This is a genomic window from Variovorax sp. GW821-FHT09D05 (genome assembly GCF_059416325.1).
Genome location: NZ_JBWKOZ010000011.1, coordinates 1 through 20,872, shown reverse-complemented (window position 1 = coordinate 20,872; position 20,872 = coordinate 1). Strand labels below are relative to the sequence as shown.

General features: G+C 64.7%; 20 protein-coding genes. 10 read left to right on the top strand and 10 right to left on the bottom strand.

The window, feature by feature from the left end; translation table 11 throughout:
• Positions 1-14 precede the first annotated feature (14 nt).
• The 7 genes from AC07O3_RS27205 (at position 15) to AC07O3_RS27175 (ending at position 7,456) form a co-directional block, all read left to right on the top strand.
• Positions 15-737 carry a sugar transferase gene (locus tag AC07O3_RS27205; protein ID WP_093053294.1) on the top strand — a complete coding sequence of 241 codons (723 nt, stop codon included), beginning with the start codon at positions 15-17 and terminating at the stop codon, positions 735-737.
• A 92-nt stretch (positions 738-829) separates the two neighbouring features.
• The gene (locus AC07O3_RS27200; RefSeq protein ID WP_495340768.1) at positions 830-1,888 is read left to right on the top strand and encodes a hypothetical protein; all 1,059 of its coding nucleotides are present in this window, start codon (positions 830-832) and stop codon (positions 1,886-1,888) included.
• Positions 1,885-3,036, top strand: a complete 1,152-nt coding sequence (locus AC07O3_RS27195; protein WP_495340767.1) for a polysaccharide pyruvyl transferase family protein — start codon at positions 1,885-1,887, stop codon at positions 3,034-3,036. Before AC07O3_RS27200 ends, AC07O3_RS27195 begins: the two co-directional genes overlap by 4 nt.
• A gap of 13 nt (positions 3,037-3,049) precedes the next feature.
• Entirely contained in the window at positions 3,050-4,123 is a 1,074-nt protein-coding gene (locus AC07O3_RS27190; RefSeq protein ID WP_093053288.1) for a glycosyltransferase, read from the top strand.
• Complete coding sequence (locus AC07O3_RS27185) at positions 4,120-5,388, top strand: hypothetical protein (RefSeq protein ID WP_495340766.1); 1,269 nt, start codon at positions 4,120-4,122, stop codon at positions 5,386-5,388. Before AC07O3_RS27190 ends, AC07O3_RS27185 begins: the two co-directional genes overlap by 4 nt.
• 5 nt (positions 5,389-5,393) lie before the next feature.
• Positions 5,394-6,623 (top strand): lipopolysaccharide biosynthesis protein, encoded by a 1,230-nt coding sequence (locus tag AC07O3_RS27180; protein WP_495340765.1) that lies wholly within the window; start codon positions 5,394-5,396, stop codon positions 6,621-6,623.
• Positions 6,624-6,652: 29 nt separating this feature from the next.
• The gene (locus AC07O3_RS27175) at positions 6,653-7,456 is read left to right on the top strand and encodes a phytanoyl-CoA dioxygenase family protein (protein WP_495340764.1); all 804 of its coding nucleotides are present in this window, start codon (positions 6,653-6,655) and stop codon (positions 7,454-7,456) included.
• A 2-nt stretch (positions 7,457-7,458) separates the two neighbouring features.
• Here AC07O3_RS27175 and AC07O3_RS27170 read toward each other — a convergent pair whose 3' ends face one another.
• A complete protein-coding gene (locus AC07O3_RS27170) occupies positions 7,459-8,217 on the bottom strand; it encodes a hypothetical protein (protein WP_495340763.1) in 759 nt (252 codons plus the stop codon).
• Positions 8,214-9,314 carry an alanine racemase gene (alr, locus tag AC07O3_RS27165; RefSeq protein WP_093175610.1) on the bottom strand — a complete coding sequence of 367 codons (1,101 nt, stop codon included), beginning with the start codon at positions 9,312-9,314 and terminating at the stop codon, positions 8,214-8,216. Before alr ends, AC07O3_RS27170 begins: the two co-directional genes overlap by 4 nt.
• A 182-nt stretch (positions 9,315-9,496) precedes the next feature.
• Between alr and lplT the strand changes: the two genes are divergently transcribed.
• The 3 genes from lplT (at position 9,497) to AC07O3_RS27150 (ending at position 12,257) form a co-directional block, all read left to right on the top strand.
• Positions 9,497-10,801, top strand: coding sequence for a lysophospholipid transporter LplT (lplT, locus tag AC07O3_RS27160; protein ID WP_093175613.1), 1,305 nt, complete (start codon positions 9,497-9,499; stop codon positions 10,799-10,801).
• Positions 10,802-10,866: 65 nt separating this feature from the next.
• Positions 10,867-11,757, top strand: coding sequence for a DMT family transporter (locus AC07O3_RS27155; RefSeq protein ID WP_097197398.1), 891 nt, complete (start codon positions 10,867-10,869; stop codon positions 11,755-11,757).
• 11 nt (positions 11,758-11,768) lie between these two features.
• Entirely contained in the window at positions 11,769-12,257 is a 489-nt protein-coding gene (locus tag AC07O3_RS27150; protein ID WP_093175618.1) for a glutathione peroxidase, read from the top strand.
• 24 nt (positions 12,258-12,281) lie between these two features.
• Here the strand turns inward: AC07O3_RS27150 and AC07O3_RS27145 are convergent, their stop codons facing one another.
• From AC07O3_RS27145 to glnK, 8 genes are all read right to left on the bottom strand, one after another.
• Positions 12,282-12,719 carry a hypothetical protein gene (locus AC07O3_RS27145; RefSeq protein WP_093076682.1) on the bottom strand — a complete coding sequence of 146 codons (438 nt, stop codon included), beginning with the start codon at positions 12,717-12,719 and terminating at the stop codon, positions 12,282-12,284.
• A gap of 89 nt (positions 12,720-12,808) precedes the next feature.
• Complete coding sequence (gene glcF / locus AC07O3_RS27140; RefSeq protein WP_495340762.1) at positions 12,809-14,056, bottom strand: glycolate oxidase subunit GlcF; 1,248 nt, start codon at positions 14,054-14,056, stop codon at positions 12,809-12,811.
• A gap of 17 nt (positions 14,057-14,073) precedes the next feature.
• Positions 14,074-15,180 (bottom strand): glycolate oxidase subunit GlcE, encoded by a 1,107-nt coding sequence (glcE, locus tag AC07O3_RS27135; protein WP_495340761.1) that lies wholly within the window; start codon positions 15,178-15,180, stop codon positions 14,074-14,076.
• 5 nt (positions 15,181-15,185) lie between these two features.
• Positions 15,186-16,688, bottom strand: coding sequence for an FAD-linked oxidase C-terminal domain-containing protein (locus AC07O3_RS27130; protein ID WP_495340760.1), 1,503 nt, complete (start codon positions 16,686-16,688; stop codon positions 15,186-15,188).
• 117 nt (positions 16,689-16,805) lie between these two features.
• Positions 16,806-17,690: a LysR substrate-binding domain-containing protein gene (locus AC07O3_RS27125; RefSeq protein WP_093053249.1), complete on the bottom strand. Its 885-nt coding sequence runs from the start codon at positions 17,688-17,690 to the stop codon at positions 16,806-16,808.
• Between the two features lie 102 nt (positions 17,691-17,792).
• Positions 17,793-18,737: an SMP-30/gluconolactonase/LRE family protein gene (locus AC07O3_RS27120; protein WP_495340759.1), complete on the bottom strand. Its 945-nt coding sequence runs from the start codon at positions 18,735-18,737 to the stop codon at positions 17,793-17,795.
• A gap of 191 nt (positions 18,738-18,928) precedes the next feature.
• On the bottom strand, positions 18,929-20,356 hold the full coding sequence (locus AC07O3_RS27115) for an ammonium transporter (protein WP_093076676.1): 1,428 nt from the start codon (positions 20,354-20,356) through the stop codon (positions 18,929-18,931).
• A gap of 29 nt (positions 20,357-20,385) precedes the next feature.
• Entirely contained in the window at positions 20,386-20,724 is a 339-nt protein-coding gene (glnK, locus tag AC07O3_RS27110) for a P-II family nitrogen regulator (protein WP_007833403.1), read from the bottom strand.
• Positions 20,725-20,872 lie beyond the last annotated feature (148 nt).

Below are 20,872 nucleotides of genomic sequence, written 5' to 3'. Positions count from 1 at the left end.
GGCGGAGAAATCCCATGGGAAATCTCCACCCTGAAGAATCGCTGGTACCGCAAGGCTGGAATATTTCGGACGCAAGCGGCGAAATGTCCCGAGGCGGCTCGCAAACCGGAATTCATCATCCGGCCGTACTGCGGATCGGGAAACGGTCGGTAGACATTGCCGCCGCGCTGTTCTTTTTTGCGGCATTCGGCTGGCTCTTCGTGCTGATCGGCCTCTTCGTGCTGATCAGCTCCGGATCTCCGGTCCTGTATTACCAGTCGCGCTACGGAAAAGATGGGCGAATATTCAGGTTCTACAAGTTCCGCTCGATGATCGCCAACTCGGCCCAGGTGCTCGAGGAGCATCTGAAAAGCAATCCGGAGGCACGCCGCCAATGGGATGAATACCAAAAGCTGGACGACGATCCACGGATCACGCGTTTCGGCAAATTCATCCGCAAGACCAGCCTGGACGAACTGCCGCAATTCTGGAACGTGCTGACGGGCGACATGAGCCTCATCGGCCCCCGCCCCTGCATGCTCGAGCAGAAGGAGCTCTACGGCCAGAACTGGTCGCACTACTGCGCTGTCCGCCCGGGGATCACGGGCCTGTGGCAGGTCAGCGGTCGCAATCAGCTGACCTACAACGCACGCGTTGCGTTGGACGTGAGGTATGTCGAGACCCTTTCCGTCGGGAAGGACGTGGACATCTTCTTCAGAACCATCTGGGTGGTTGCTGCCGGTCACGGGTCCCGATGAATTTCATCGGTCCCGGATGATCGGCTCCGGCCGGGCCGGCCGGACAGATTTTCCTTCGCTTTCGAAATGATTGGATTGGAATCCACATGCGGATGAGCCACGCCATTCCGGGACCGGCGGTGAGAAGAAGAAGCACGCGCCGCTTCAATCAATTCTCGATTGCCGGAATACTGATCGTGCTCGTGTACACGATCATCTACGCGTATTTCAGGGAAATGCTTCCCGAGAAATGGAGCGTGGACTCGGCAAAGATCATCGAGATCCTCAATTACGGCGGCACGGGCGACATGGACAACTCGTTCGCTGTCACCGCCGCGCTGTTCGCCATTATCGGGGTCGACAACCTGGACGTTTTCACCTGCGGCGTGAGCGTCATATTTTTGTTTTTCGCGACTCACAACGTTCGCAAGGCTGGTGACTTTTTCGCCAGGCTGCTGCTGATTGCGCCTTGCATCATGCTGAACATGTTTGCGCCGTCCAAGGAGACGGTCGTGCTCATCATGACCATGTTCATCACCGTTTCGACCATCTATTTTCGAACGTCGAAAGTACTTACCGTCGGCGCCTTTCTTTTTCTTTACGCAATCTACGGGGTCTTCGTACGGCAATATTATTTGCTGATTGTCGGTGTGTTTTTCATGGTCTATTACCTGTGGCGGCGCCCTTTTAAATATCACATTCTGGCCGCCATCGTGGTCGTCGGAGCGATCATGGCGGCGCCTTCCAGCATTTTGCAGACGCTTCAATCGCCGCGAGATACCTCGAATGCCTACGCGGAACAGATCGGCAGCGACAACAGAACGGCCTTTACCAATATTGCGTCTCCCGCCACCGGCCCCGGATTCCTGGTCAATTACGTCTATGCCGCGACGGTGCTGATCACGCCGGTTCTTTATTTTCAGACTGCGAGCGACGCGTTCATGCAATTGATGATCGCAGCCATGCTGATCATTTTGTACAGGGCGCGGCGAAAGTCCAAACGCGACCCGGATCGATTCGAGCCGCGGTTTTTCGGCAGCCTTTTCATAGCGCACATTCTTGTGCAATTGATATTCGAACCAGATCTCGGCAGCTTCACCAGGCATTTGACCTCCGTAATGCTCTACCTCATTGCCATCAAAGTTTCCGAGAACAAAGCAGTCTCCAGATGAAAAAAATCCTGATTTGTGCGGTGCCGTACAGCGACAACCTGGGTGACGGGGTCATCGCGGCGTCGCTGGCTCACATCGCCGGCTTGAAATATCCGGAGGCGAAGGTGGAGTTCCTCGACATCGCTGGCCGCGTCGCGTTCGGCGAATCGAATCTGCGTGGCGGCGGCGCGTTCGAAATCTTCCAGAAGATGCCGTCCCTGCTGCGATCGGCAATCGTTTTCGCGTATTGCCTCAAGAACTACCTCCTGGGCTGGCGCAGGCAATGGAGCGTCGCGGTCAACGATGCGGATCTGGTCCTCATCGGCGGTGGCCAGCTGTTCTGCGACGTGGCGCTGAACTTTCCCGCCAAGCTGTTTCTGCTGAGCAGGTTGCTTCGCGGCAAGAAGGTCGCGGTGGTCTCGGTTGGCGTCACGGCCAAATGGTCGTTCTGGGGGAAATTTCTGGTCAAGAAATTCCTCAGGAACGCCGCCCCCGTTTTCTACGCGACGCGCGATGTGGACTCGGCGAACAACCTGCACGCGTTCTTCGACATCCCGCGCAGCGAGATCAAGGTCGTTCCCGACCCCGCGCTGGTTTGCGCGAGCGCCTTTTCGGAAGAGCTCTCCCCGGACAAGAAGTGGGACGTGGGAATCTGCGTCAGCAGCCTCGATGCGCTGGTGATGAATTCCGAATATGGCGACACGCGCACCAGCGGGTCCGCAGAATTCTTCTCGGGCCTGGCCGAAGCATTGCAGGCGGAAGGCGCGCGGGTGCTGTATTTCACGAACGGCGCGGCGGAGGACAACAAGATCCTTGCCGAGATTTCTTCTTCGCGGGCAGCCGCACCGGGCTTCTCGTTCGTCGTTCCGAAGCGCCCTGACGATCTTGTTGCGTTGATCAGCGCCTGCTCGTGCATTGCAGCGCACCGGCTGCACGCAAACATCGTCGCCTACAGCCTGAACATTCCCTCCATCGGGATGAATTGGGACAAGAAGGTCGAGTCCTTTTTCCAGCTGACGGACCGAACCCAGTATTTGTTCGGCCTGTCGCCGCGCCGGGAAGAGCTGAAGGCCTCCGTACTGAATCTGCTCAACGAAAAAAATGCCGACCGCAGAAGACTCGACGAATTGAAGACCGAAGTCATCGCCGGAACCCACGCATTGATCTGAGGAGCGAATCTCCATGAAAGTACTGCACGTTGCCGAAACGCTCAAGGGCGGGTTGGAAACCTATCTTCGGATCGTTTCGAATTTCCAGAAGAACTCTCCGGAAATCAGCCAGGTGAAGTTCATATTGCCCGGAACGGTCGATTGGCTGAACCCCGAGAGCGCACACGTGGTGCCCACCGCCCGCAGCCCCCTGTCCCTGGTTGGCTACGCCGCGCGCGTGAAGAAGATCATCGAGTCGGAGCGCCCTTCCGTGCTCCACCTGCACAGCTCGATTGCCGGGGGCATCGTCCGGGTCATGGCCATGCTCGGGCAGATACCCAGCGAAGTGAAGATCGTCTATTGCTCCCACGGCTGGGCATTCGATCAGGCTGCGTCCCGCTACAAGAAGTCGGCCTATCGCTGGATCGAGCGACTGCTTTCCTCGCGCAGCGACGCCATCATCTGCATCAGCCGCCATGAGGTCAGGATCGCGTCGAAATCCGGCATCAGGCGATGCACATGCATTCCCAACGGGATCGACTCCGTCAGCCCCAGGCTGCCGAGTCAATTGCTGCCTGATGAAGCCGAACGCAGCCAGCGAAAAGTCCTGTTCGTCGGCCGCCTGGACCGGCAAAAGGGAATCGACGTCCTGCTCGACTCGTACAACAGGGTGAAGCCGAATTTCAAGCTGATCGTCGTCGGCGAGGCCGTGCGGAATGACCTTTTTCTTCCCAAGTCCGATCGGGTCGAGTTCAAGGGCTGGCTGGAAAAAGACGAGCTGGACGCCGTCTACCAGGACTGCGACGCCATCATCGTTCCGTCGAGATGGGAAGGCTTCGGGCTCGTTGCTGTCGAAGCCATGGCGAGGAGCAAGGCGGTTTTTGCATCCGCTGTGGGCGGCCTCGTCGACATCGTTGAAGACGACAGGAGCGGCCGGCTCTTTTCCCTGGAGCAGATGGACCAGATGCTGCGGGAAATCGACGGCATCCCCAATGAAACCCTGCGGCAGATGGGACAGACCGGGCGAAAGATCTTCGAAGAGAAGTTCACTTCGCAGCGAATGAACACCGCCATCGTCGATCTGTACAAGGAGTCGGTCCTGCCATGAAGATTTCTGGATTCTTTGCCCGAGGCCTCGTCGGGCTGCTGGGCACCCTGCTGTTCATTGCAGCGTCGATCAGCACGGCCAATGCCCGAGGCATCGACGGCTTGACCTCGGAGTACCCGGTTGCGCTGAGCGTGCAGATCGATCCCGCGACCATCACGGACGACGACCTGCATGAAATACGTGCGGCCGGTTTCGAATTCGTGCGGTTCGGCGTGCGGCCTCCGCTGAAAAGCGTCAACCCCAATTTGATCGACTACCCGGGCCTGATCCAGCGCGTGCGCAAGGCCAGGCTCGAAGCCATCGTCACGTTGTTCGGCGGCCGCGAGATCTGGGGACACGAGCCCTCGGACCTGCGTGGTGGCAGCCGCAGCAAGGAAACCATGTTCGCGGACTTTGCGAGCGACTTCATGAAGGCGCACACCACAGATGTCGCCGTCTGGGAGATATGGAACGAGCCGGACAACAAGACCTTCCTGCAGCCCAACCTTCTTTCGAACTTCGGGACTGCCTCGTCGGAGCTGTGCAACAAGCTGGCGCAGCAAAAGATCCAGCCGAACATCGTCATCGGATACGGCTTCGCGAAGCTGCCCTTCGCCGGAGGCAAGGTTCCTTCGGAGCTGGAGGATGCCTTTGTCTCGGCCGCCAGGACCGACTGCCTGACGGACATCTCGATTCATCCATACCGCTCGGTTCCCGAAACGGCGCTGGCCGACTACCAGAAGCTGCGTGCGCAACTGGACCAGCGGCAACTGAAGAAGACCGGCATCGTCGCTTCGGAATGGGGCTACGCCTCGTACATGCCGGTTCGCGACCGCAACGCACAGGCTTCGCTGATCTTCAGGGAGTACCTGATCAATGCCGCCGCAGGCATCAAGCTCCTGAACCTCTACTCGTGGCGCGACAGGGGCCAGTCTTACTTTTCGAAGGAAGACAACTTCGGAATCAAGTCCAAAGCCGGGGAAAAGAAAGAGGCCTACTCCGCGCTGACCGAGTTTCTCAAGATCGCCAGGCACTCCCAGAAGGTGTCGTACCAGGATGCCAAGGGCATGAGCCAACTGGTGCTGCGTCGCGGCGAGTCTTTGCTGCACGTGGTCTGGACGCAGGGCCCCGAACAAACCGTGTCGGTCCCCGCAGGCAGCGGCAAGAAATGCACGCGCGTCGACTTCTTCCCCCAGATGCGTGAAGGCAGTTGCGGAAACCCGTCGGGCGGGAGCTTTTCTGTGAAGGCGACTGCCAATCCCGTTTTGCTGTCCATATCGGACTGAACGGGATGAAGCATCTGTCCGGACTCGGAAAACGTCTTGGTGGTCCGATCTACGCCGTTGCAGACCAATGCATATACAGCGCGAGCCAACTGCTGCTGAGCTTTGCGCTGGCCCGCGTGCTTTCGCCTTCGGATTTCGGCGTTGCCTCCGCATTCCTGGCGGTGAGCAGCTTTCAATACATCCTGCACATGGCCATGGTGCATGAGCCCTTGCTGATCAAGCGCTACTACGCGCATCGATCCGCGGCGTGGCTCTCATGGGCCCTGGTGGTTCTTTTTTCTCTTCTGGGGTACGCGGCCTGGCAGGTGGCGGCTTTTCCCGGGCAGCTGCACTGGGTGGGCGTGGCCCTGATCCTCGGCTACGAGATCTTCTGGATCTCGCGCAGCCTCCTGCTCACTGGGCGGCGGTACGGGATTCTGTGCGTTACCGGTGTGCTGGTCGGCGTGGGATATGTCGCCATCCTGAAAGCCGAAAAGCCCGCGACGTGGATGGAAGCCCTGCTGCTGATTTCCATCATCCAGGTCCCGTTTCTTTTTCTGGTGCTCAGGAATGCGGGGAACGTGATGCTTCCGCTCCCGGCAGCGAAGAATGCGCAAGGGCTGACGGTCGGCGAATCGATGGCTTATGGCTGGAAAGCCAGCCTCTCCCAGTTCATGAGCTGGATCATGACGGGAGGGGCCATCCTGCTGCTTGGGTCCTCGGCAGACTCCGAGCAGGGTGGCTTGCTCAAGATCTACATCACCTTCCTGCTGCCGATGCAGTACGTGCTGTCGGCGCTTGGCTACTACCTGCTTCCGCAATTGGCGGCGAACTGGAATTCCGAAGGAAGAAAAAAAGCCTTCCGCGATTTCATCAAGTTCGTGCTGCTCGGGTTCGTGATTGCCGAAGGAGTCGGCGTCTTGCTGGGCCTGCTGGGGCCCCGCCTCGTCGTTCTGGCATTCGGCCCGAACTACAAGGGAATGGATTTTTCCCCTTTCTTCTATGCGCCCGCGATCTTCGGGCTGACCATGTGCCTGCGGACGGGCTTCAGGGCGGCCGCACGGCCAGGTGCCCTCTTGCTGTGCTCGATCGTCGGCGCCGTGGTGTTCGCCATTCTGATGTTCGCGGCAGCGCCGCCCATCTCCTACATCCAGACCATCCGCGCCATGACATGGGGCTTCGCCTGCATGGCCGCTTTGATGATCGGCTGGTTGTTCTATTTCATGCGAGCGACAACGACAGGGGAGAGTGCCTGAAAACGGGCAAGCAGGCCTTGGAGATCTTTATGAGCAACCCTTTGCTTCGCAGCGTAAGCATCGACGAGCGCCTTCGGTTCCTGAGGGATGGCGTGGTGTGCCTGCGCAAGATCATCTCGCCCGAATGGATCCAGCTGGCCCAGGACGGCATCGAGCAGCAGCGCCGCGCTCCTTCGCCCTACGCGACCGTGGTGGATGCCGACCCGCTCTATCTGCTGATCGACCAGATGCCTTCGATGAAGAACGGCATGCTCCAGCGCGTGGTGTTCGAGTCAGGCGCCGGCGAGATCGCCAAGCAGCTGACCGTGACGAGACGGCTGCGCTGGATTTACGACCAGCTGTTCTACAAGGGCCGCGGCCCTGCCGCCGAGACGCCCTGGCACCAGGACACGTCCTATGGACTGGCGGACAGCCACCGCATCGTGCGCGTGTGGATGCCGGTCGACCACATGCCGCGCGAGACCGCCATCGAGGTGGTGCGCGGCTCGCACCTCTGGAAAACGCACTATGGGCTGAGCGGCAGCAAGATCGAGGTGCTGGACGATGAATTCGAACTGCCGGACATCGAAGCCAATCGCAGCGCCTTCGACATCGTGGGCTACGAGGTGGACCCGGGCGACGTGGTGGTCTTCAACTACCGGGCGCTGCACCATGCCGGCCCCGGCGTGAACTTCAACGAGAAGCGCAGGGCCTTTGCCATCCTCTACGCCGACGACGAGCTCAGGCTGAGGCACCGTCCGTCCTTGATGCCGGGGCCGTTGGACACCGCGGGCCTCGCTTGGCGCGACGGACAGAAGACGGGCGATTTTCCTGAGGTGTTTCGCGCCGTGTGAACTCAGTGCTTCTTCAGCAGAACGCGCACCGCCTCGGGCAAGGAGTTGACCTGCGGCATGAAGTGATCGAGCAGCGCGCCGAGGATCACCGCGCTCGCGACCGCGCCCAGCAGCGGCTTCCACGTGAGCCGCACGGCGGCCATGAGCCAGCCTTCGCGCGCCACGCGCACCGCGGCGCGCGCCGACACGTACGAGAAAGCGACTTCGATGGCCACGGCCAGAAGAGCGTCCCAGCTGAAGTACAGCAGCACGAGCGAGCCGGCGCCGAGCACGATGGCCACGCAGATCAGGAAGATGGCGACCACCGGCACGACGATGATCGCGCCTTCGTCCGCGGAACCGGCGACTTCGAGCGCACCGCTCGCCACGTCGGACAGGGCACCGCCATCGCCGCCGCCACCACCGCCATGGGCATCGCCGACGCTCACGTGGCTCTGGGAGCCGCCGCGTCCGCTGCCGAAGTCCAGGTCGGGCGCATCGGCATCGAAGTCCGTCCTGCGCCCCTCGACCAGCCGCCTGGCCCACCAGCGCAGCACCAGCAGATAGCCCAGGTACCCCACGCCCAACGTGAGGAAGTAGCGCACCGCCAGCGAATCGACATGCAGCAGGTGCATCTGCAGCGCCGACACGCCCCACATCAGCAACAGCGTGAAGGTGCCGATCAGGATGCCGTGCGTGCGCAGGCTGTAGTCACGATGCAGGTCGCGTTCGACCTGCGTTTCCCACAGGCGCACGGAGCGCCAGTCGGAAAGGATCTTCATTGACCTTCGACGGGAGCGAAGGGTACGCGCTGCGCCACGGCGCACATCAGTTCATAGCCGACGGTGCCCGCGGCTCGCGCGACGTCGTCAATGGGGAGCACGGCCCCCGTCTTGGCCGACTTGCCCCACAGCGTGACCTCGCTGCCGAACTTGGCGTCGGGCACGTTCGTGAGGTCGACGGTGATCATGTCCATGCTCACGCGGCCGACCATGCGGGTGCGCACGCCGTTCACCAGCACCGGCGTGCCGGTGTTGCAGTGGCGCGGATAGCCGTCGGCATAGCCGACTGCCGCCACGCCGATGGTGAGGGGGCCCTCGGCCGTGAAGTTGGAGCCGTAGCCGATGGTGTCGCCGGCCTTCAGCGTCTGCACCGAGATGAGCTGGGTCGACAGCGTCATGGTGGGCTGCAGTTGCCAGTGCGCCGAATCGTGTTCGGGAAAGTCGGGCGCGCTGCCGTACAGCAGGATGCCGGGGCGCACCCAGTCGCCACGCGTCTGGTCGGCGTGGCGCAGGGTGGCGGCGCTGTTGGCGATGGAGCGTTCGCCCGGCAGGTCGCGGGTGACACGCTCGAAGGTCTCGAACTGGTGGCCGATGCCGCGCGCGCCGTCGGCGTCGCTGAAGTGGGTCATGAGCGAGATCTCGTCGACCTGCGTGAGCGCATTGAGACGGGTCCAGGCGGAGCCGAAGCGCTCGGGCGTGAAGCCCAGACGGTTCATGCCCGAATTCATCTTCAGGAACACGCGCTGCGGCTTCAGGGTCTTGTGGGCGGCGAGCATGTCGATCTGCTCGTCGCAATGCACGGTGTGCCAGAGGTCCAGCCGCGAGCACAGCTCCAAGTCGCGGGCGTCGAACACGCCTTCCAGCAGCAGCACCGGGCCGCGCCAGCCAAGGGCGCGCACGCGCTCGGCTTCGGCCAGATCGAGCAGCGCGAAGCCGTCGGCGCCGCGCAATCCCTCATAGACCCGCTCGATGCCATGGCCATAGGCGTTGGCCTTGACGACGGCCCAGACGCGGGCTTCGAGGGCCGAGCGGCGCGCCCGGTCGAGGTTGTGACGCAGGGCGTCGGTGTGGACAGTGGCGAGTATGGGACGCGGCATGGGTGGTTCCGGGAGAGACTCGGGGACAATGCAGACCACGTTTTAGCATCTTCGGGAATGAGGTCGAACACCGTGGGGACGCCGGATTCCGTGTCGCACCCCCGTGCTATAACCGCCCATTCGCCCGCAACGCGACACTTTTTCACTACCGCCAGCAGACCCTCTGGCCAGCCAGCCCATCGATGAAGCGCGGTTTCTACACGATCATGTCGGCCCAGTTCTTTTCGTCGCTGGCCGACCAAGCGCTTTTCGTTGTTGCCGTCGATCTCATGCGAAGTTCGGGCGCGCCTGAATGGCAGCGCGCGGCACTGGTGCCGATCTTCGCGGTCTTCTATGTGGTGCTGGCGCCGCTGGTGGGTGCCTTTGCCGACGCCCTGCCCAAGGGCAAGGTGATGTTCATCAGCAATGCCATCAAGGTGGTGGGCTGCCTGATGATGCTGTTCGGCTCGCACCCGCTGCTGTCCTATTCGATCGTGGGGCTGGGCGCTGCGGCCTACTCGCCGGCCAAGTACGGCATCCTGACCGAGCTGCTGCCGGCGTCCCAGCTGGTCAAGGCCAACGGCTGGATCGAGGGGCTGACCATCGCGTCGATCCTGCTGGGCATCGTGCTGGGCGGCACGCTGGTGGGGCATTCCATCTCCAGCAAGCTGCTGGCCTTCGATCTCCCGTTCATCGACACCGGCATCGACACGCCGGCCGAGGCCGCAATCGCGGTGCTGATCTTCGTCTACGTGCTGGCGGCCTGGTTCAACACGCGCATTCCGCACACCGGCGTCGAGATGCGCCCGCTGCGCTCCAACCCCGAGCACGGCATGGCGCGCAACATCGCCGCGCTGCTGCCCGACTTCTGGCATTGCAACGCCCGCCTGTGGCGCGACCGCCTCGGCCAGATCTCGCTGGCCACCACCACGCTGTTCTGGGGCGCTGGCGGCAACCTCAAGTACATCGTGCTGGCCTGGGCTTCGCTGGCGCTGGGCTACAACACCACGCAGGCCTCGGCGCTGACGGGTGTGGTGACCATCGGCACGGCCGTGGGCGCCATCGTCGCCTCGATGCGCATGCGGCTGGACATGGCCACGCGCGTGATCCCCATGGGCATCGCGATGGGGCTGATGGTGATCTGCATGAACTTCATCAGCAACGTGTGGCTGGCGGTGCCGTTCCTGATTCTGCTGGGTGGCCTGGGCGGCTTCCTGGTGGTGCCGATGAATGCGCTGCTGCAGCACCGCGGCCACAACCTGATGGGCGCGGGCCGCTCCATCGCGGTGCAGAACTTCAACGAGCAGGCCTGCATTCTTCTGCTGGGCGGCTTCTACAGCGTGTGCACGGGGCTGGGCCTCTCGGCCTATGGCGCGATCAGCGCATTCGGCCTCGTCGTGGCGGGCTGCATGTGGCTCATCAAGCGCTGGCACGAGAACAACCTCAAGAAATATCCAGAAGAGGTCGAGCACCTGCTGGCCATCGCCCGTAGCGACAAGCATCACTGACATCGCGCGCCCGCGTTGGTGAAACGGCCGGCGCGCCCGGCGCTCCACCCTTTTCCAACGCCACCATGCCCGCGCTCGCCCTGATCTTCAACGCCTTCGTCTGGGGCGTTTCGTGGTTTCCCTTCCGCCAGATCGCAGGCCATGGCATGCATCCGCTGTGGGCCACCTGCCTCATCTACCTGGCCATCGCGACGGTGATGGGCCTCATGCGCCGGCACGCGTGGAAAGGCTTCGCGGCCTTTCCGATGCTGGCGGTGCTGGGCTTCGCGGCCGGCTTCACCAACGTGGGTTTCAACTGGGCCGTGACGCAGGGCGACGTGGTGCGCGTGGTGCTGCTGTTCTATCTGATGCCGCTGTGGAGCGTGCTGCTGGGCTGGCTGCTGCTGGGTGAGCGGCCGACCGGCGGCGCGCTCGCGCGCGTGGCGCTGGCGCTGACCGGCGTGGTGGTGGTGCTGAAGGCGCCGGGCGCCGACTGGCCGGTGCCGTCGAGCCTGCCCGACTGGCTGGGCGTGGCGGCGGGCTTCGGCTTTGCCGTTACCAACATCGCGCTGCGCCATCTGCGGCAGGCCCCGGGCGAGTCGCGCGCACTGGCAATGTTCTGCGGCTGCGCCATCGTGGCCGGCATCACGGCGCTGGGCGGCACCGCGCTCGGCGCGTTCGATTCGCCACTGCACGCCTCGCCGGGCTGGCTCGGCTGGGCGGTGCCGCTGGGCATAGCGTTCGTCTTCGCCAATGTGTGCCTGCAGTACGGCGCGGCCCGGCTCGCGGCCGCCGCAACCTCGGTGATCATGCTGTCGGAGGTGCTGTTCGCGAGCGTGTCATCGGTGGCGCTGGGTGCGGCCGAGATGAGCCCGCGCATCCTCGCCGGCGGCGCGCTGATCGTGCTGGGTGCCGTCTGGGCAGCGTTTGCACGAACGCCCGCGCGGCGCGATGATCGCGCCTCTTCTCCCATCTGAGGAACAACAGCATGACCAGCGTCTACGACTTCGAGGCCAACCAGATCGACGGCAAGCCGGTGAAGCTCTCCGCCTTCAAGGGCAAGGTGCTGCTGATCGTCAACACCGCCAGCAAATGCGGCTTCACGCCGCAGTTCGCGGGGCTGGAGGCGCTGCATGAGAAGTACGCCGACCAGGGGCTCACGGTGCTGGGCTTTCCTTCGAACCAGTTCGGCGCGCAAGACCCGGGCAGCAACGAGGAAATCGGCGCCTTCTGCACCAGGAACTATGGCGTGAGCTTCCCGATGATGGAGAAGATCGACGTGAACGGCAGCAACGCCGCGCCGCTCTACCAGTGGCTCACCAAGGAAAAGCCGGGCCTGCTGGGCAGCACGGCCATCAAGTGGAACTTCACCAAGTTCCTGATCGGGCGCGACGGCAGCGTGCTCAAGCGCTATGCGCCGCTGGACACGCCAGCCTCGCTCACGCGCGACGTCGAGGCCGCGCTGGCGGCGGGCTGAAGCCCCCTGCCCTGCCCTGGCCGCTCAGAACCTGAAGTCGGCCGTCTTCGAGCCCCCGCCCACCGTCACGCTCTGGGTCTTGGCGCCTTCACCTGGCATGGCCGCATCGATCACGTAGCGCCCGTTCGGCAGGTCGACCAGGCAGACCGGGCCGCTGGCGCGGAACGCCAGTGCGGCGGCGTTGTTGGCGTCACCGCCCTTGATCGTCACGTCGACATTGGCCAGGTAGGCGCCATCGGCACGCGCGAACAGCAATGCCAGCGGATGATCCTTCATGGCGGCGCGCATGGCCGTCGATTCGTCGGAGCCGATACCACCGCACACATAGCGCGCCGGGCCCGCGCCCTGCCAGGGCGGCATGGCGCCTTGCGCCTGCGCGGCCACCGCACCGGCCGCGCAGGTGCAGGCCAGCAGCACGCGCCGCAGCGTGGAAGGAATAAGGGATGCGACAACATGGGACATGGCACTGGCTCCTTGCAGATTCGGTGCAGCCATGATGCGCCGCGAACCGGCTTCGCGCGAGTCGGACCAACACCCTCCTGCTTGTGCGATCAGGCCTTGTCAGACAGCGCCGCATCCAGCAGTTCGACCCAGTGCCGCACCGGCGTGTCGCCGCTGCCGCTTTGCAGGTGCGTGATGCAGCCGACGTTGGCCGACGCGATGGTGGTGGGCTGCAGCTGCTTCAGGTGGCCGAGCTTGCGGTCGCGCAGCGGATAGGCCAGCTCGGGCTGCAGCACCGAGTAGGTGCCGGCCGAGCCGCAGCACAGGTGCGATTCGTTCATTGCCACGCGCACGTCGAAGCCGAGCGCGCGCAGGTGCGTCTCGACGCCGCCGCGCAGCTTCTGGCCGTGCTGCAGCGTGCACGGCGGGTGATAGGCCACCACGCCCGCAGGCGCCTTCACGCGGGCCTTGAGCGCGGGCACGAGATCGGGCAGCAGCTCGCTCAGGTCGCGCGTGAGCTCGCTGATGCGCGCGGCCTTCAGCGCGTAGGCCGCATCGTGCTGCAGGATGTGGCCGTACTCGCGCACGGTGACGCCGCAGCCCGATGCGTTCATGACGATGGCTTCGACTCCACCTTCGTCAGGACGGCGCTCCACCAAGGGCCACCACGCGTCGATGTTCGCGCGCATCTGCGCCTTGCCGCCGTCCTGGTCGTTCAGGTGGAACTTCACCGCGCCGCAGCAGCCGGCCGCCGGCGCAATCACCGCCTGGATGCCGGCCGCGTCGAGCACACGCGCGGTGGCGCTGTTGATGTTGGGCATCATCGACGGCTGCACGCAGCCCGCGAGCATCAGCACCTTGCGTGCATGCGTGGCAGTGGGCCATGCGCCGGCTTCCTGCTTCGCGGGCACCTTGGCTTTCAGCGCCTCGGGCAACAGGCCGCGCACCGACTGGCCGAGCTTCATCGCGGGGCCGAAGAGCGGCGACGACAGGCCCTCCTTCAGCAGCCAGCGCTGTGCCGACTCCATCGCGGGGCGCGGCACCTTCTGGTCGACGATCTTGCGGCCGATGTCGACGAGGTTGCCGTACTGCACGCCGCTCGGGCAGGTGCTTTCGCAGTTGCGGCAAGTGAGGCAGCGGTCGAGGTGCAGCTGCGTGCTGCGCGTGGGCTCCTTGCCCTCGAGCACCTGCTTGATGAGGTAGATGCGCCCGCGCGGACCGTCCAGCTCGTCACCTAGCAGCTGGTAGGTCGGGCAGGTGGCGGTGCAGAAGCCGCAGTGCACGCACTTGCGCAGGATGGCTTCGGCTTCGCGGCCTTCGTCGGTGCCGCGAAATTCGGGGGCGAGCTCGGTTTGCATGTCTGTCGGTTCTTGTTTTACGTGGGCGCGAGCAGGCGGCCGCGGTTGAAGATGCCGTGGGGGTCGAACTCGCGCATCAGCGCGCGCTGGATGCGTTCGATGGGCGCGCTCAGTGCATCAAAGCGCTGGACGCTTCCTTGTTGCGTGCCTAGGTCGGGCAGACGGAACAGCGTGGCATGACCACCCGCTGCGCGTGCGATCTCGCGGATGCGCGCGGCCTGTTCGGGCGCAGCCTTGTACCAGCGCTGGCCGCCGTGCCATTCGATCAGCGGCGCGGCGCCGTCGAGCGAGAGCATGGGCGCGGTCTGCGGCACCGACAGGCGCCACAGCGCATCCGTGCCTTCGTTCGTGGCGAACCACGGCAGTTGCTGGTCGCGCAGCGATTGCCAGTCGGCGGCGGCGCGCGCGTTGTCCTTGCGCTCGCCGCCGAGGTGCGTGCGTGCCGCTTCCACCGCGGCGACCGCCCCGCGCAAACGCAGATAGAGCGTGCCCTGCCCTTCGTATTCGAGCCAGCAACTCGCGTTGAGCGGCAGCGGCCGGCCGCCCCATTCGTTGAGCAGCCGCAGCGCATCGGTCTGGCTGCAGGCGAACTCGAGCGTGGCTTCGGCGGGCGCCACGGGCAGCACCTTGAGGCTCACCTCGGCGATCACGCCCAGCGTGCCGAGCGAGCCGGCCAGCACGCGCGAGACGTCGTAGCCCGCGACGTTCTTCATCACCTGGCCGCCGAAGGTCAGCACCTCGCCGCGGCCGTTGACGATCGTGGCGCCGAGCACGTAGTCGCGCACCGCGCCGACGCTGGCGCGCGCCGGGCCGCTGAGGCCTGCGGCGACCATGCCACCGACGGTGCCGTTGCTGCCGAAGCACGGCGGCTCGAACGGCAGGCACTGGCCCTTCTCCGCCAGCGCCGCTTCGAGCTCGGCGAGCGGCGTACCGGCGCGCGCGGTGACGACCAGCTCGCTGGGCTCATAACTGGTGATGCCGGCGAGCGCGCGCGTGTCGAGCAGCTCGCCTTGCGGCGTCTCCCCGTAGAAATCCTTGGTGCCGCCGCCGCGAATGCGCAGCGGCGTGGCGTCGGCAGTGGCGGCGCGGATGCGCTCGACGATCTGGTGGAGTGCGTTGTCCATCGTCATCAGAACCTTGGCAGATCCGGATGCTGCAGCTTGCCCCCACGCACGACCTGCTTGCCGTACTCGGCGCAGCGCTGCAGCGTGGGAATCACCTTGCCGGGGTTCAGCATGCCCTCGGGATCGAAGGCGCGCTTGACGCCGAACATCTGCTCGTTCTCCGCGGCGGTGAACTGCACGCACATGCTGTTGAGCTTTTCCACGCCCACGCCATGCTCGCCCGACACGGTGCCGCCCATCGCGACGCTGGTCTCCAGGATGTCGGCGCCGAACAGCTCGCAGCGGTGCAGCTCGTCGGGGTCGTTGGCGTCGAACAGCACCAGCGGATGCAGGTTGCCGTCACCCGCGTGGAACACGTTGCAGCAGCGCAGGTTGTATTTCTTCTCCATCTCCTGGATGGCCAGCAGGATGTCGGCCAGGCGCTTGCGCGGAATGGTCGAGTCGAGGCACATGTAGTCGGGGCTGATGCGGCCCGAGGCGGGAAACGCGTTCTTGCGACCGCTCCAGAACTTCATGCGCTCTTCTTCGTTGTTGCTCACCGCGATGGCGGTCGCGCCGCAGCCACGCAGCACGCCGGTCATGCGGCCGATTTCTTCTTCCACTTCCTCGGGCGTGCCATCGGATTCGCACAGCAGGATGGCGGCGGCATCGAGGTCGTAGCCGGCGCGCACGAAGTCTTCGACGGCGGCGGTCATGGGCTTGTCCATCATCTCCAGGCCCGCGGGAATGATGCCGGCCGCGATCACCGCGGCCACTGCGTCACCGGCTTTGCGCACGTCGTCGAAGCTGGCCATGATGCAGCGCGCGAGCTGCGGCTTGGGCACGAGCTTGACGGTGACTTCGGTGGTCACGGCCAGCATGCCTTCGCTGCCGATGACGAGCGCGAGCAGGTCGAGCCCCGGCGCGTCGAGCGCCTCGCCGCCGAATTCGATGGGCTCGCCTTCGGCGGTGAAGCCACGCACGCGCAGCACGTTGTGCAGCGTCAGGCCGTACTTCAGGCAGTGCACGCCGCCCGAGTTCTCGGCCACGTTGCCGCCGATGGTGCAGGCGATCTGGCTCGACGGATCGGGCGCGTAGTAGAGGTTGAAGGGCGCGGCCGCCTCGCTGATGGCGAGGTTGCGCACGCCGCACTGCACGATGGCCGTGCGGCTGACCGGGTCGATCTTCAGGATGCGGTTGAACTTGGCAAGCGACATGGTCACGCCCATGGTGTGCGGCATGGCGCCGCCCGAGAGCCCGGTGCCCGCGCCACGCGCCACCACGGGCACGCCGAGCTGATGGCAGGTCTTGAGCACGGCGGCCACCTGCGCCTCGGTTTCGGGCAGGGCCACCACGAGCGGGCGGGCGCGGTAGGCGGTGAGGCCGTCGCACTCGTAGGGGGTGGTGTCTTCTGCGTGCCAGATCAGGGCGTGGGCCGGCAGATGAGCCTGCAGCGCTCGCACCACCTGGGACTGGTGCTCTGTTTTCTGTAGCGAATCGTTTTGCGTGGGGGTGAGCGGCGCGTTCATGCGGCGACCTCTTTTCTTCTGCTCGCGGGATGTCTCGGTTCTACCCGCACTCTACGGACATTGCGGCAGGCCCGGGTTGATGGATTTTTGCCGGGCGCTTGAAAGAACTTCGCGGGTTCAGCGCAGGCTCTGTTCGAGCCAGTCGGCAAAGGCCGCGCATTCCCAGCGCTCGAGCGTGCCCGGCTGCCAGCAGATGTAGTGCCGGTGCGGCGACAGCACAGCCTGGTCGGACAGCGCCACCAGCCGACCCGATTCGAACCACGCCGCGCCCATCTTCTGCCGTACCAGCGCCACGCCAAAGCCGCTGGCCGCGGCGTCGTACACAAGCCCCAGGTCGTTGAACTGCGAGCCGATGTTCGGCTCGGGCTGGTCGAGCCCGCAGCTCGCGAACCAGGTGCCCCAGGGTTCGAGCGGGCTGCGGATCAGCCGTGCGCTGGCAATCTCCGCCGCAGTGCGAAAACCGGTGAAGGGGCCGAACTCGTTGAGATAGCTCGGGCTGCAGGCGGGCACGACCTGCTCCTCGAGCAGGAGCCGGTGCTCGCAGTCGGCGTACCCGCCGGGGCCGTAGCGCACTTCGAGGTCAGCCTGCTCGGCCGTGACGTCGAGCAGCGGGATCGACACCTGCAGCACCAGTTCGATGTCTGGATAGATGTTGCGGAACAGCTCCAGCCTCGGCATGAGGAATTGGCGGCTGAAGGTCGGCGTGACGGCGATGCGCAGGCGCGTGGCGCGTTGGGCTGCGTTGGCGCCGAGCGGCGTGGCCTGCAGCGCAGCAAGCCCCGTGCGCACGTTCGCGAGGTAGGCTGCACCGTCGGCCGTGAGGCTGAAGTCGCTGCGGCCGAAGAGCTTGAAGCCGATGTGCGATTCGAGCTGCCGGATGCGGTGGCTCACCGCACTGGGCGTGACGCACAACTCATCGGCTGCGCGGCCCGCGTGGCGCAGCCGGGCCACTGCCTCGAAGGTCAGCAGGCACTGGATGGGTGGGATGTGTTGCAGGGCCATGCGGTTCTTGTGCTTTTGTTCAGGGCGCGTGCGAATGACACCGGGTACTCTCCTGCGCGAATGTCCCCCGTCGGCGTGATCGCGCGCCCTGAACAAGCCACGTCACAACCCACCCTGGTCCTCGAAGAAGCTGACCGGCAACCCAGGCGTATCGACCCGCATGGAAATCACCGTGCCCGAGGCGGGAAGTCGCTCGATCTCGGCGACAGGCCGACCCTTGCGGCCGCTGGTGACGAACAACGTCTTCAGGTCGTCGCCGCCGAAGCAGGGCATGGTCGGGCATTGCACGGGGACGGGAACGGAAGCCACGATTTCGCCCGAAGGTGCAAAGCGCAGCAGCTGCGCGCCTTCGAACATGGCAACCCAGTAGTGGCCTTGCGCGTCGATGGTGGCGCCGTCGGGGCGGCCTTGGTAGCCCATCGGTGCTTCGGGCGTCCAGCCTTCTGGCTTGGCGTCGAACTGGTGGAACACGCGGGCGTGCGAGAGCGAGTTGCCCTCGGCGTCCCAGTCCCACGCGCACACCACGTGCGCGGCGGTGTCGGCCCAGTAGAGGGTGCGGGCATCGGGCGAGAAGGCGAGGCCGTTGGCGGTGGTGGACTCGTTGGCCATCTGCGTCAGCGTGGGCGAGACGCCGGTGTCGGGGCGTGCATCGAAGCAATAGAGCGCGGCATTGGCGCGGTCCTTGGCTTCGTTGAGCGAACCGCCCCAGAAGCGGCCCAGCGCGTCGCACTTGCCGTCGTTGAAGCGCATGGTGCGCACGTCGTGCTCCACGCGCGCCATCGCGACCAGTTCGCCGCCCCACTCGCGCGCGCGGTAGATGCCGTCGCGCAGCGCAATCACGAGGCCGCCACTGCGCGCGGGCGCCATGCAGCCGGGCTCGGTGGACAGCGGCCATCGCTCGACCCTGGCATTGGCGGAGCCGATGTCGCCGCGGGTGCGCAGCACGGCGCGGCCGGGAATGTCGAGCCAATAGAGCGAGCGCTCCTGGGGATGCCAGAACGGCGACTCGCCGAGTTCGCAGAGGCTGTCTTCGAGGGAGGTCCACATGGTGTCGCGATTGTGCCCCCGGCCATCGCGGCAAAGGGCAAAAAAAAGCCCGCTGGCGCCGGAGCGCTTGCGGGCTGAACATCCAAAGGAGACCTCGCTTGAAAAACTCGTTACGAAGAATTGTTCTTGTAAAAGGTGGTGGTGGTCGTTTCAGTGGCGGGGCTGCCCGAAGGCAACCCGGCCAGAGCAGATCAGCGGTTGTAAGCCGTTTCGCCGTGCGACGAGATGTCGAGGCCTTCGCGCTCTTCCTCTTCCGACACACGCAGGCCGAGGGTCAGGTCGGCGATCTTGTAGGCGATGAAGGCAACCACGCCGGACCACACGACGGTGAGCGCCACGCTCTTGATCTGGATCCAGACCTGTGCGCCCATCGCGAAGGTGTCGGGCGTTGCGCCGCCGGTGCCGCCGAGGCCCTTGGCCGCGAACACGCCGGTCAGGATGGCGCCCAGGATACCGCCCACGCCGTGCACGCCGAACACGTCGAACGCATCGTCGGCACCGAGCATGCGCTTCAGGCCGCCCACGCCCCACAGGCAGATCAGGCCGGCCAGCAGGCCCAGCACGATCGAACCCATCGGGCCGATGAAACCGGCGGCAGGCGTGACAGCCACGAGGCCGGCAACGGCACCGGACGCAGCGCCCAGCATCGAGGCCTTGCCCTTGTGCAGGCTTTCACCCAGGATCCACGACAGGGCTGCGGCAGCGGTGGCGAGCACCGTGTTGATGAAGGCCAGGCCGGCGACGGCGTTGGCAGCACCAGCCGAGCCGGCGTTGAAGCCGAACCAGCCGACCCACAGCAGCGAAGCGCCTACCATGGTGAGCGTGAGCGAGTGAGGCGTGAACGCTTCCTTGCCGTAGCCGACGCGCTTGCCGACCATGTAGGCGCCGACCAGGCCGGCCACACCGGCGTTGATGTGCACCACGGTGCCGCCAGCGAAGTCGAGTGCGCCGTCCTTGCCCAGCAGGCCGCCGCCCCACACGATGTGGGCAATTGGCACGTAGCTGAAGGTGAACCACAGCACCGAGAACAGCAGCACGGCCGAGAACTTGGCACGCTCTGCGAACGCGCCGACGATCAGCGCCACGGTGATGGCCGCGAAAGTGCCCTGGAAGGCGACGAACACGTATTCGGGAATCGTGGTCAGCGCGCCGAAGGTCTCCTGCGTGATGCCCTTCATGAAGATCTTGTCGAATCCTCCGAAGAAGTTACCGTCACCGGAGAAGGCCAGGCTGTAGCCGTAGATGGCCCACAGGATGCTGATCAGCGAGAAGATCACGAAGACCTGCATCAGCACCGACAGCATGTTCTTCGAGCGGCCCAGGCCACCGTAGAACAGCGCGAGGCCGGGAATGGTCATCAGGATCACGAGAAGCGTCGAAGTCAGCATCCAGGCGGTGTCGCCGGAGTCGATCTTCGGAGCGGGTGCGGCGGCGGGCGCCGCGGGAGCTGCGTCGGCGGCAGCGGCCGGAGCTGCTGCGGCTGCAGGCGCGGCAGCGGGGGCCGATGCCGACGCGGCCGGTGCTTCGGCCGTGGCCGCAGCGGGAGTTTGCGCGAAGCCGGCAGTACCGGCAGCCAACACGCTCAAGCCGAGCGCAAGAGAGACAAGCAGTTTTTTCATAATCGTTGTTCTTTCGGGCCTGGACTCGATCAGAGGGCTTCGCGGCCCGTTTCGCCGGTGCGGATGCGCACGACTTGTTCGAGGTTGTAGACAAAAATCTTGCCGTCGCCGATCTTGCCGGTGCGTGCCGCGCCTTCGACAGCCTCGATCACGCGATCGACCAGGTCGTCGGAGACGGCCGCTTCGATCTTGACCTTGGGCAGGAAGTCGACCACGTACTCCGCGCCGCGGTAGAGCTCGGTGTGCCCCTTCTGGCGACCGAAGCCCTTGACCTCAGTGACGGTAATCCCCTGCACGCCGATGGCCGACAGTGCTTCGCGCACCTCATCGAGCTTGAACGGTTTGATGATGGCTGTGACCAGCTTCATGAGTTTTCTCCTTCGGATGGAAATGGAATGGCGCGGCAGCTTGGGCCGCACCTCGTTGTTGTATGGATTACAGCGTCTTCGTCAGCGTGAGGATGAAGCGCGCCTTGTTCGGCGAGTAGGTCGTCTGGCCGAAGGTGCCGAAGCCGAG